This is a genomic window from Flavobacterium sp. N3904 (assembly GCF_025947305.1).
Taxonomy (GTDB): Bacteria; Bacteroidota; Bacteroidia; order Flavobacteriales; family Flavobacteriaceae; genus Flavobacterium.
The window spans coordinates 3,127,468-3,139,676 of the sequence record NZ_CP110009.1 but is presented as its reverse complement, the minus strand read 5'-3'; the positions used below and the strand labels follow the sequence as shown (position 1 = coordinate 3,139,676).

Genomic DNA, 12,209 nt, shown 5'->3' with positions numbered 1-12,209 from the left:
ATTAAAATCAGTCAAATTAAATAAGCATTCCAGAAATAATTCCTGTACAAACAACAACTCCATTTTTATTTAACATTTGTACTTTACATTTTAATTTTCCAAATCTAAAATACATTTTTTCCGAAATGACAGTCACTTTTTCATTTGGAAAAACCGGTTTTAAAAATTCCATATTTGTTGATGTCATGGCAATTGCGGTATTTATATTGTATTTTTCATTTAATAAAAAAATACCCAAACAAACCAAACCAATTTGAGCCATAACTTCAGTCAAAATAACGCCAGGTGTTACCGGATTATCTTTAAAATGACCTTTGTAAAAATCTAAATTTTCATCAAATGTAAAAACTCCTTCTACCCTATTATCGTCAATATTTAAAATTTCATCAACAAACAAAAAAGGTTTAGAATAAGGCAATTTTGAAATAATATCTTGTTTTTTCATCATTTAATCTGAATGTTTTAAAACTTCAATAATATTCTTTGAGCCGAAAATCCGGGACCAAAACTCAACATTAATCCCTTAGATCCTTTTTCGGGATAATCTTCCATAAAACGCTCCAAGACGTACAATACGGTTGCGCTGGACATATTACCATATTGTTTTAACACTTCTTTTGTGTTGTCTATATTTTTTCCCAGTTCCGAAAACAAATCTTCAACTGTTTGCACAATTTTTTTTCCGCCAGGATGAAAAATTAAATGATCAATATCTTCCATTTTTAAATTATTTTTTTTTAAAAATGGATGAATTATATCTGGAAAATGAGATGCAATAGTTTCAGGAACTTCTATATCCAAAACCATTTGCAACCCAGAATTGGTAAGTTTGAAACCCATCATGTGAATATTGTCGTAAAAATGATACATCTGCTCATCAATAATTTCGGGTCCTGTTTCTCCTTCACAAGATGAAAGCAATACACAAGCTGCACCATCTCCAAAAATGGCTGCGCTCACTATATTTGCCATCGAAAAATCATCCAATTGAAAGGTTGCTGTGGGACTTTCTACCGCAATTATAGCCGCTTTCTTGCCTGGATTAGCCTGAAGAAAGTTTTTTGCATAAATCATACCCGAAATTCCTGCCGCACAACCCATTTCTGTAACCGGCAATCGTATTATATCCTGACGCAATTGCAAACCATTAATTAAGTATGCATCTAATGAAGGAATCATAATTCCGGTACAACTCACTGTGATGATATAATCCAATTCTTTAGGCTCCCAATTTGCTTTTTTTAAAGCTTTTTCCAACACTTTTTCTCCCAAAACTATTGCTTCCCGAACATAAATATCATTTCTTTCTTCAAAAGACGTTTTGGTAAAAACCTCAATCGGATCCATAATAGAATATCGTTTATCAACAGCTGCTCCTTCAAATATTTTTTTCACCTTGCGGATAAATCGTTCATCTTGATCCACTAACCAGGCATCTAAAAAAGGAATAATTTCTTCGGTTGTTCTATAATATTTGGGCAGTTGCTTGGCAACACATTTTATTTTTACACTCATTATTGTTTTTTGTGTCAAATTCTAATTAATAAAAAAAAGCCCTTTTTTTAATACTTTTATTTTTCGATTATCCATTCATATCGAAATGCCCATTTCCACTGAATACTATACTTTTTTAAGTTCAGCTTTTTAGAGAACTGAATCAGTTCCTTTTTTTTGAACCCCCTTAATATGGAAGTCAAACCATCTTCTCGCGACATATTTTTTAATTGAAAAACTATACATAAACATTGAAATAATCTATAAGCAATTATACTTCTTTGCAAATCGTTTATTACAATTCCTAGCTTAGAATTTTTATTAAATAACTGCAATATTTCTTCAATTTCACTGTCTTTAAAATGATGTAATGTCAATGTAATTAGCACTATATCATATTTTATATCATTCAAAGATTTATCAAAAATATCTTCACAACGATACTGTATATTTGGATAATTTATTGATAACTGTTGTGCATAATTTATAGTATATGAATTGGCATCGATTCCTGTTAATTCAAAATTTAAGTTATTCTGAACTCCAAAATCAGCCACTTTTCGTAACATATCACCATTTCCACAACCAACATCAACAATTCGTATTGTGTCTAATCTATTTGCTTTTTTAAGTATTTTTTTAATTCCATTTAGAGTTAATTGGTTGCCTCCCAATAATTGATTAATCCTCGCAATTTTATCCAAAGCCTCTTTTAATGCAACACCTTCCAAAGCAAAATCATCCATTATTTCGGGTTTGTCCGTTCTATATTGGGTTTTCAAAAACATTTTTTTAGTATATTAAATTCAGAAAGAAATTTCTTGAGATTACCATTGTTAATGCTCATACGCTACTGCAATTGGTTTTCCATGGGTACTTTTTATAATAATTGGCATTAGAAAAGGAAAATTAATCAATATTTTCATCAATATTGCTGATAACTTTTGTTTTTGCAATAAATAACTCAAAAAACGTCCAATTCTTAGTCTATTTTTAAAATTAAAATTCCATTCTTGAATATACTTTTGTTCTAATTCTTCACGTGTTTTTATTTCATTTGAATACCGTTTTTCAATCAATTCCGAGAGGATTTTAGCGCTATGAATTGCCATTGCCATTCCGTTTCCGCACAAAGGATGAATAAGTCCCGCAGTATCTCCAATCATTAAAATATGATTTTCTACGTTTGCTTTTTCGTCAAACGAAATCTGACTAATTGATATTGGTTTATCAAAAAGCAGTGTGCAATTTTTAAAAATTAATTCCAAATGCGGATTCTGTTTCACTACCTGATTTTGATATTCTTCGATATTTTTGCATTTTTTGAATGTTTCATAACTTGCCAGATAACAAATATTAATAGTATTGTTTTCCACTTTCGATACGCCACAATATCCACCTTCAAAATTATGCAAACCAACCAAGTCATTAGGATATTCTCCAGAATAATGCGCTTTTACAGCCAACCAATACGATTTTTTCAGAATAAATGATCGTTGTAATCTTTGATCCATATTTGATCTTTTTCCAAACGCACCTATCAAAATTTTTGACTGTAAAACCCTATTGTTTAATGTTGAAACCGTAAAAATGTCGTTTTCATAAACGATATTTTCAACACTATCTTGCAGAATTTCGCAACCGTTTTCCAAGGCTTTTTTATATAAAAATTCGTCCAATGCATACCTACTGATTCCGAATCCTCCAAGTGGCAAATTGCATTCTATCATCTTCCCATCTGCAATTGAAAAGGCTAATTTTGTTATATGGGTAGGATTTAATTCGGAAATATCCAGTGAAAGCCAATTTAAGTACGGTAAAATTTCATTTGAAATGTATTCTCCACATACCTTATGCTTAGGATATTCATTTTTTTCAATCAAGATGACTTTTAAATCCTTTTTAGATAAATGAATTGCTGCCGTAAGTCCAGCCAAACCACCCCCAATAATTAGTATTGCATCATTTTTATTCATGAAAAACTTAGATGATTGTTTCTATTCCAAAGAAAAAGCATAATTTATGAAACACAGTTACATAAAAAAAATATTATTTTTAAAATTCACATATTTTGTAAATGTCCAATTTACGGATATTTTAATAGATTTTCTAAAAAGTAATAGCTAAAATCATTTATAAAATAACAAAAAAAATATAATTCGAAATTTCGTTTTTACTTTTTTGAAATTAAATTTTAGCGTTTGCTTTTTGATTTTTCAAGTCCTATATTTGCTTTCGAATAATAAACCTATGGAACAATTTGTAGTATCGGCTCGAAAATACCGTCCACAAACATTTAAAGATGTGGTGGGACAAAAAGCCATTACCAATACATTACTTAATGCCATAGAAAGCAATCACTTGGCTTCGGCTTTATTGTTTACAGGTCCGCGTGGAGTTGGCAAAACTACCTGCGCCCGAATATTGGCTCGTAAAATAAATCAGCCAGGTTATGATGATCCCAACGAAGATTTTGCTTTTAATGTATTCGAACTGGATGCTGCTTCCAATAATTCCGTTGATGATATTCGGAATTTAATTGACCAGGTTCGTATTCCGCCGCAAACAGGACAATACAAAGTCTATATTATTGATGAGGTACACATGTTGTCTTCGGCTGCTTTCAATGCTTTCTTAAAAACGCTGGAAGAACCGCCTAAACATGCTATTTTTATATTGGCTACGACCGAAAAGCATAAAATTATTCCGACTATTTTATCGCGTTGTCAGATATTTGATTTCAAAAGAATCACAGTAAAAGATGCTAAAGAACATCTTGCCGATGTAGCTACTAGTCAAGGAGTTGTTTTTGAGGATGATGCCTTGCATATTATAGCTCAAAAAGCGGATGGTGCCATGCGCGATGCTTTGTCTATTTTTGACAGGGTCGTTTCTTTTTGCGGAAACAACTTAACACGCCAAGCCGTAACCGAAAACTTAAATGTTTTGGATTACGAAACTTACATTACAGTTACCGATTTAATACTCGAAAATAAGATTCCAAATCTATTGATGGCTTTTAATGATATTTTGTCAAAAGGATTTGACAGTCATCATTTTGTTTCAGGTTTGGCTACTCATTTTAGAGATCTATTGGTTAGCAAAACACCTTCTACCCTTGTTTTACTGGAAGTAGGCGAACTAGCTCAAAAAATGTACGGCGTTCAAGCTCAAAAATGCAGTCAGGAATTTTTATTAAAAGGAATCGAAATTGCCAATGATTGTGATTTGAAATACAAAGTCAGTCAAAACCAACGACTGCTTGTAGAACTTTGTTTGATGCAATTGGCCTCCATCACTTATGATGGAGAAAAAAAAAAGTTAATCAATTTATAATTCCACCCACTTATTTTAGAAAGGCAGCGGATTATTCAATTGTTGAAAATCCCAAAATACAGACACCAGTTGCTAAAGAAGCTGATGAAATCTCATTGCCAAAAGAAGTAGAGACAATTTCGAAACCAGTAGTTCCTGCAGAAGTGGAAACTCCGATTACAAAAGTTACTGCTGTTTCTTCAGCAAGTAATGAACCTAAATTTTCGGCTTTATCTCTTTCGAGTATTAGGGCAAAAAAAGCATTAGAGGAAAATTTAAAAGGTTTTGTAAAAGAGACAACACAATTACCTACAGAATCTTTTACCGAAACAGAAATGCTGCTGCAATGGACCAAATATGCGCAACGCCTAGGCGACAAAGGTTATAAGATAATGGAATCCTTATTATTGATTAATGATCCAAAATTATCAGGCACCAAAATATCTTTTGAATTGCCAAACGAGGGTTCTAAACTGGATTTTGAAAGCGAAATGCATGGTCTTCTAAGTCACATGCGAAGTCATTTGCACAATCACAATATTACAATTACTGTCATTGTCAATGAAAGTATTGACATAAAAAGAAGTTTTAATGATCAGGATCGCTACAACAGACTGTTAGAAATAAATCCAAATATTGAATTGTTGCGAACAACTTTTGGTTTAGACATAGACATTTAAATAATCTGATGATGATACAATTGTATTGAAAAATGTCATTATTGTACCATTTTTACATATATTGCTTTCTTATTTTTAAAACCATAATTTTTTAACTAAAAACCAATTAAAATGGAAAACAAACTTGCAAATCCTGCACCTCTTGGCCTTTTGGGCTTTGGAATGACCACAATTCTTTTAAACTTACATAATATGGGATTTTTCCCCGTTAGTGCTGTTATTATTTCGATGGGGATTTTTTATGGTGGATTGGCACAAATAATTGCTGGTATCTTTTCGTTCAAAAACGGAAAGACTTTTGCTGGGACTGCTTTTATATCTTATGGTTTTTTCTGGATTTCCCTAGTGGGTATTTGGTTGTTTCCAAATACTGGTTTTGAAATGGCTGGTACAACTCCCGCTCCATTTTTTGGATGCTACTTAGTAATCTGGGGTTTATTTACTGCTTTTATGTGGTGGGGAACTTGGGGAGGCAGTAAAGTGCAACAATTTGTTTTCTTGTCGCTTACGGTTTTATTTTTTCTTTTGGCAATTTCTAAATTCACAGGAAATGAAAATATCACTTTTATAGCAGGTATAATTGGCGTGATTTGTGGCAGTAGTGCCTTTTATTTGGCTATGGCCGAATTATTGGAAGAAGTAAAAAACAAAAGAGTTTTACCATATTAAAAATATATTGCTTCACAATGTTTCAAAAGGATTAAACCTAAATCTTTAATCCAAATAAAAAGGCTCAAAACTGATGTTTTGAGCCTTTACTTTTATATAATTATTATTTTATTTTTTAATAATTTTTTGTTGAAGTTCTTGCCCATTCTCAAAACGAATTCTGATTATGTAAAGACCATCACTTAAATTACTTACATCAATAGTATTACTAATCGCTTTTCCTGTTTGAACAAGAGTACCATTAAAAGATGTTATTTGATAATCCGAAACAGCTGAACTAGAACTCACTTGCAACAAACTGCTTACCGGATTTGGAAATATTGAAACGGTTGTATTTTCTGTTTCAACTGTCCCTTTTAACCCCAATTTAGCTGTGCTAGCACCCCAAGTATATGAATAACCATTTGTTTTATTTAACAAGTCAGCTGTTTGATTTGCGGTTCCGCTAGATCCATTATTAAAAATCAAATTAATAGATGTTGGACCTGTAATGGTATATTTATAAAAGCCATTAACATCTGCTACCATTGCAACTCCCGGCCAAGTCGTATTTGCAACGCTGCCTGCTGGAATGGCATTCCAATAATGCACTTTTGGCACGCCAGTCCATGTAGTTGGTGGTTTGAAATAAACTGTCAAGGTAGTTACTGTTGAGAAATTGTAAACTTCCGTTTTTACTGCAGAAGCAGTTCCTACTGTATTTTTCACAAAAGTTTTCAAAGTTGTGTTGGCAGTTATAGCAATCGTTTTTGTGCCAATAGCAGAAGCTGAAGAAGTACTTGGGGTTGTACCATCCAATGTATAATAAATCGTAGAAGTATTCACATTTGCTGTCAATACTACATTTACTGTATTTCCAGTTGTGTAATTTCCTCCTGCTGGCAAAATTGTCAAATCTGGCGCAATTACAGGACATCTGTTTGCAGGTTCAGCACCTAACCATGCGGCATCATAATATTTGATTCCGGCTGTAGTAGTCAAATCTGCAGTTTTTAGCGTCCCATCATTAAATAATAAGCTTGTTGCACTCACAGTAGAAGGAAAAGTAAACTTATACCACTCGCCGCAATCTTGTGTCATCGCAACTCCAGGCCATGCTACTACAGGAGCTGTGCCAGTAGTTGCCCAATAATATACTTTCACTGCAGAATTCCAAGTTGATGGTTTCTTGAAATAAACGGTAAAAGTGGTTGGAGTCGCAAAATTATAAACTTCTGTTTTTATTGTTGAGGATACTCCGGCAGTATTTTTTACAAATGCTTTTAAAGTAGTATTACTTGTAATAGCTAAGCTTTTTGTACCAACTGATGAAGCTGAAGCCGTTGTTGGAACTGTACCGTCTAATGTATAATAAATTGTGGAAGTTGTTTCATTTGCAGTCAAAACCGTCGTAATCGTAGTTCCTGTTGTAAAAGTACCACCAGCTTGAGAGATTGTAAAATCTGGTGCAATACTAGGACATCTGTTTGCAGGCTCTGAAATAAGCCATGCTGCATCATAATATTTGATTCCAGCGGTTGCAGTCAAATCTGCAGTTTTTAACGTCCCGTCATCAAATAATAAGTTTGTAGCACTCACAGTAGAAGGAAATGTATATTTATACCAATCGCCACAATCTTGCGTCATAGCAACTCCAGGCCATGCAACTACTGGAGCTGTGCCAGTTGGAGTCCAATAATATACTTTAACAGCTGCATTCCAAGTTGATGGTTTTTTAAAATAGACCGTAAAAGTTGGAGCAACTCCAAAAGTATAGGTTTCTGTATAAACCGAAGAGCTGACATTTGCTGTATTTTTTACAAAAGCCTTTAGTGTAGTATTTGCTGTAATTGCCAAAGTCTTTGTACCAACAGCAGAAGCCGATGCAGTTGTTGGAACTGAGCCATCTAAAGTATAATATATTGTAGAAGAAGTGTTATTCGCTGTTAGTACAACATTTACAGTAGTTCCTGTAGTAAATGTGCCTCCAACTTGAGAATTGGTTAAGCTTGGTACATCTATAACGGTTCCCTTATCCCAAATTGCAAAACCAGTTCCAGATAATTTTAGAATCCAACCAGTTCCAGATGGCGACCAACTATCGGATCCTAATTTCATAGCTACTTTATCATCAATAATGGCAGCATATAAATTGTTTGTTGCAGCTACAATATTTAAATTCGATGTACTGCTAAGTCCATTATCTTTTCTGATTTTAATCATAGCATCAATCTCATTCTTGATTCCCCAATTAAAATAATGTGGCCACCAAACCATTGGCGTACCTGGATGAGTTAGAATATAAGCATATCCTTTTAAGACTTGATCACCAGGAAAAATCCACAGATCTTGACCATAAGGTTTTGGACCTGTATCGTGATTATCTAAAAAAGTAACTGCATTTGATGGCCAAACACCAATCAAACCTGAAGCTTTTCCAGAGCCATCTTTTAGGTAGCTTAAATTATTTTGATTGAAAGCATCCTGCAACGTTTTTTTTGTTGCGAAATCAAAAGCTGTTGAAGAGGCCGTAGTTCCACTACCTTTAGTGTAATCCAACCATTTTACAATTCTATTTCTATCCCCTTCCAATAATTCTCCAACAGAGAAATATGGATTGGTAGCATCATTGTATTCCTTTAGGTATTTTCCGTCATAGCCATGTACAAAATCATAACGCCATCCATCAAAACCAATGTCATTTTTCAACCAATTCATCCAAGTTTTTATCCCGTTTCTAACTTCAACATTAGAGTGATCCAAATCTCTTGCTGCCGAGAATGATCCTGATTCACCAGGTGATTTTAAACCCGCCGCTACTGGATCATAATCTGCAGCACCCGTGCCTTTTTGCCCCGAAGCACTGATGTTGGAGTTGTTACAAATAGACCAAGTTTCCGTTGGTGTATTCCAAGAAGGTGTTGAAAAATCATACCATCCTAAGGTTCCTCCTCTGTGATTAATAACAATATCTGCAATTACTTTAATATTTTTAGAATGCAGATCGGTTATTAAAGATACCAATTGAGCTTGGGTGCCTTGAGCATTATTCAAATCATACCAAACTGTTGGTATATAACCCATTCCTCCAGTAGATTTACTGGGAGGCGGAAGCCAAATGGCATCAAAGCCGGCTGTTTGCAATGTTGCTGAATTACTTTTTATGACTTCATACCATTTGGTGGCAGATACATCAGTAGTCCAGTGAAATCCCTGAATCATAACTTCTTTTCCAGTAGCTTTTGATTGAGCAAAAACAATAGAATGTAAAAGAATAATAAAGAGTAACGAAAAATAATTTTTTAATTTCATAAGGTTTATTTTGGTTAATAATTTATGAAATTAATAATTTATTTGCATTTTAATTACACTATATTTTATTTGTTACTTCATATTTTAAAGTTATCACAACTCTATCGATGTAGTTTTGATAAATGTTAATAAAAAAACAGCAAACGAAAACAAAATGATTATCAAGCACTTAACCTTTACCTTTATTTTTTTTAAATTTTGTTCATAATTAAAAACCTTGTAGCGCATAAAACCCCTAAAGATTAAAATATAATTATAAAAAAGGCTCAAACTTGTGTTAAGTTTGAGCCCTTCCAGATTAAAAATTTTTATTCACATCTACCAGTAGACCAAGAAGAATCAAATTCTTATTTTTGACCTTCTTTACTGAAAACATAGAAATTAGGATCCAATGCAACATTTTCAATTTTTGAAGAGTTGGTAAATTCAGTCCATTCTGCTTTTGGATTCAAAGTAACTTCAGTCCCATTTAGAGCAACTTTTACAGGCATATCAAAACCAGTAACAATATTTGTCCAATGGTATTTCAAAATGTTGTCCTGTATTGTATATTCAAAAGTAGGAATTCGGATGTCTCTCAAATATTGATTGAAAAACGGATTTAAATCCACACCAACTTGTTGACTCAAATAATCTTCAATTTGTTTGGTTGTTACCGTTTGATGGTAAAAAGTACTGTTCAAGCCTCTCAAAATACTTCTCCATTTCTCATCGTTATTTACGAGCTGACGCAGAGTATTCAACATATTGGCTCCTTTATAATACATATCTCCCGAACCTTCATTGTTTACGTCATAATACCCAATGATTGGTTTTTCATTTTCAATATTTTTTCGAATACCTCTCACATATTCATAGCCAGCTTCTTTTCCATAATAGTATTCTAGAAAAAGGCTTTCTGAATAACAAGTAAAGCTTTCATGAATCCACATGTCGGCAATATCTTTATAAGTAATATTATTGGCAAACCATTCGTGTCCCGATTCATGGATGATAATAAAATCAAACTTCAGTCCCCAACCCGTCCCGCTCAAATCGCGTCCCAAATATCCATTTTTAAAGCCATTTCCGTAGGTTACACAACTTTGGTGTTCCATTCCTAAATAAGGAGCTTCCACCAGTTTGTAGCTGTCTTCATAAAAAGGATAAGGACCAAACCAATGTTCAAAAGCTTTCAACATTCGAGGTACATCTTTGAATTGCTCTTTGGCTTTTGCCAGATTATCTTTCAAAACATAATAAGTGCAATCTAAATCACCTTTTTCTCCCTTGTATTTCTCCGAAAAAGTAACATAATCACCAACATTGATATTTACACCATAATTATTGATTGGATTTTTTACAACCCATGTATATGTTTTGGTACCGTCTTTTAACTTTTTTACATTTTGCAAACGCCCATTCGAAACATCCATTAAATTGTCAGGAACATTCACACTGATTTTCATTCCTTCGACTTCATCATACATATGGTCTTTGTTTGGCCACCAAACACTGGCGCCCAATCCTTGACAAGAAGAAGCAATAAAATCATTTCCGTTTTTATCTTTTTTCCAAGTTAACCCACCATCCCATGGTGGTCTAACGGCTACTTTTGGTTTACCGTGATAAAATACTTTTACCTCTTTAATAGCCCCTACATTTTGAGTTGATGCCAATGTTATAAAGAAAACATTACCATCTCTTTTGTATTGTAATGCTACACCATCTTGGGTAACTTTGGTAATTTCCATTGGATTTTGCAAGTCAATTTGCATTACATTATAAGGTTGTAACACTTTATATTGAATAGTATTAGATCCTGTAATTGTACTGTCTGCAGGATTTACTTTTACATCCAAATTATAGTGTTTTACATCCCACCATACTCTTTCTTTAGTAATACTGCCTCTTAAAGAATCTTGTCTGGTAAAAACAATATCCGATTTGGTAAGCAAACCTTGAGCTTGGATTCCAGTGGAAATTAAAAACGTGATTAATAATAGGTTAAGATGTTTTTTCATGAATTAGATAATTTTCCACCAAAACTACGTACTTTTTTTGAGTTTTTTATAACTAATAAAACCCCAATAGCAATTAATTTACCATTGAGGTTTAGAAAATATAAGTTCTTAATTTTGATTGATTATTTGGAAAACTTATATTACTTCTGACGGCTTTTCAAAACTTCAACCACGTCGTTTAATTGAAAACCTTTGGCTTGCAACAAGATTAAGTAATGAAAAAGTAAATCGGCGCCTTCGCTCAAGAACAAATCATCATTATCATCTTTGGCTTCAATGACCACTTCTACTGCTTCTTCTCCCACTTTTTGAGCAATTTTGTTGATTCCCAATTTGAATAAGGAAGCAACATAACTTTTGTCAGAATCGGCATTTTGTCTTCGGGTTTTGATAGTTTCCTCCAAATTAGAGATAAAGCCATAATCCTGTTTATTTTCGGTTGCCCAGCAGGTGTCCGTTCCTTTGTGACAGGTTGGTCCCACGGGTTGCACTTGAATCAATAATGTATCATTGTCGCAGTCGTTTTTGATATCAATCAGATTCAGGAAGTTACCACTTTCTTCCCCTTTTGTCCAAAGTCTTTGTTTGGAACGGCTGTAGAAAGTTACTTTTTGGGTATCTATTGTTTTTTGGTAAGCTTCGGCATTCATGTAACCCAACATCAAAACATTCTTGGTTTCACTATCTTGGATTATTGCAGGAATTAACCCGTGTGCGCTTTTTGAAAAATCTATGTTCATAATTATAGTCTATAGTT

General features: G+C 33.4%; 10 protein-coding genes. 3 read left to right on the top strand and 7 right to left on the bottom strand.

Annotated elements, in window-relative coordinates:
- Positions 1-16: 16 nt before the first annotated feature.
- Genes OLM57_RS13250 through OLM57_RS13235 form a run of 4 tightly spaced genes read right to left on the bottom strand, consistent with a single transcriptional unit; the run spans position 17 to position 3,470 of the window.
- A complete protein-coding gene (locus tag OLM57_RS13250; RefSeq protein ID WP_264566908.1) occupies positions 17-445 on the bottom strand; it encodes a 3-hydroxyacyl-ACP dehydratase FabZ family protein in 429 nt (142 codons plus the stop codon).
- Between the two features lie 17 nt (positions 446-462).
- Positions 463-1,515, bottom strand: a complete 1,053-nt coding sequence (locus tag OLM57_RS13245; RefSeq protein ID WP_264564171.1) for a type III polyketide synthase — start codon at positions 1,513-1,515, stop codon at positions 463-465.
- 56 nt (positions 1,516-1,571) lie between these two features.
- On the bottom strand, positions 1,572-2,282 hold the full coding sequence (locus OLM57_RS13240; RefSeq protein WP_264564170.1) for a methyltransferase domain-containing protein: 711 nt from the start codon (positions 2,280-2,282) through the stop codon (positions 1,572-1,574).
- Between the two features lie 48 nt (positions 2,283-2,330).
- Complete coding sequence (locus tag OLM57_RS13235; protein WP_264564169.1) at positions 2,331-3,470, bottom strand: NAD(P)/FAD-dependent oxidoreductase; 1,140 nt, start codon at positions 3,468-3,470, stop codon at positions 2,331-2,333.
- Between the two features lie 274 nt (positions 3,471-3,744).
- Between OLM57_RS13235 and dnaX the strand changes: the two genes are divergently transcribed.
- From dnaX to OLM57_RS13220, 3 genes are all read left to right on the top strand, one after another.
- Positions 3,745-4,830 (top strand): DNA polymerase III subunit gamma/tau, encoded by a 1,086-nt coding sequence (gene dnaX / locus OLM57_RS13230; RefSeq protein ID WP_264564168.1) that lies wholly within the window; start codon positions 3,745-3,747, stop codon positions 4,828-4,830.
- Between the two features lie 95 nt (positions 4,831-4,925).
- The gene (locus OLM57_RS13225; protein ID WP_264564167.1) at positions 4,926-5,489 is read left to right on the top strand and encodes a DNA polymerase III subunit gamma/tau; all 564 of its coding nucleotides are present in this window, start codon (positions 4,926-4,928) and stop codon (positions 5,487-5,489) included.
- Between the two features lie 111 nt (positions 5,490-5,600).
- On the top strand, positions 5,601-6,158 hold the full coding sequence (locus tag OLM57_RS13220) for an acetate uptake transporter (protein ID WP_264564166.1): 558 nt from the start codon (positions 5,601-5,603) through the stop codon (positions 6,156-6,158).
- Between the two features lie 108 nt (positions 6,159-6,266).
- Here the strand turns inward: OLM57_RS13220 and OLM57_RS13215 are convergent, their stop codons facing one another.
- From OLM57_RS13215 to hisIE, 3 genes are all read right to left on the bottom strand, one after another.
- Positions 6,267-9,449, bottom strand: a complete 3,183-nt coding sequence (locus OLM57_RS13215; RefSeq protein WP_264564165.1) for a starch-binding protein — start codon at positions 9,447-9,449, stop codon at positions 6,267-6,269.
- Positions 9,450-9,796: 347 nt separating this feature from the next.
- Complete coding sequence (locus OLM57_RS13210; RefSeq protein ID WP_264564164.1) at positions 9,797-11,452, bottom strand: M1 family metallopeptidase; 1,656 nt, start codon at positions 11,450-11,452, stop codon at positions 9,797-9,799.
- A 140-nt stretch (positions 11,453-11,592) separates the two neighbouring features.
- Complete coding sequence (hisIE, locus tag OLM57_RS13205; protein ID WP_264564163.1) at positions 11,593-12,192, bottom strand: bifunctional phosphoribosyl-AMP cyclohydrolase/phosphoribosyl-ATP diphosphatase HisIE; 600 nt, start codon at positions 12,190-12,192, stop codon at positions 11,593-11,595.
- Between the last annotated feature and the right edge of the window lie 17 nt (positions 12,193-12,209).

Excerpts from the sequence above, each read along its gene's own strand:
- OLM57_RS13210 (WP_264564164.1), bottom strand. The coding sequence starts at position 11,452 with ATGAAAAAACATCTTAACCTATTATTAATCACGTTTTTAATTTCCACT.
- dnaX (WP_264564168.1), top strand. The coding sequence starts at position 3,745 with ATGGAACAATTTGTAGTATCGGCTCGAAAATACCGTCCACAAACATTT.
- OLM57_RS13250 (WP_264566908.1), bottom strand. The coding sequence starts at position 445 with ATGAAAAAACAAGATATTATTTCAAAATTGCCTTATTCTAAACCTTTT.
- OLM57_RS13245 (WP_264564171.1), bottom strand. The coding sequence starts at position 1,515 with ATGAGTGTAAAAATAAAATGTGTTGCCAAGCAACTGCCCAAATATTAT.
- OLM57_RS13220 (WP_264564166.1), top strand. The coding sequence starts at position 5,601 with ATGGAAAACAAACTTGCAAATCCTGCACCTCTTGGCCTTTTGGGCTTT.
- OLM57_RS13240 (WP_264564170.1), bottom strand. The coding sequence starts at position 2,282 with ATGTTTTTGAAAACCCAATATAGAACGGACAAACCCGAAATAATGGAT.
- OLM57_RS13235 (WP_264564169.1), bottom strand. The coding sequence starts at position 3,470 with ATGAATAAAAATGATGCAATACTAATTATTGGGGGTGGTTTGGCTGGA.
- hisIE (WP_264564163.1), bottom strand. The coding sequence starts at position 12,192 with ATGAACATAGATTTTTCAAAAAGCGCACACGGGTTAATTCCTGCAATA.
- OLM57_RS13215 (WP_264564165.1), bottom strand. The coding sequence starts at position 9,449 with ATGAAATTAAAAAATTATTTTTCGTTACTCTTTATTATTCTTTTACAT.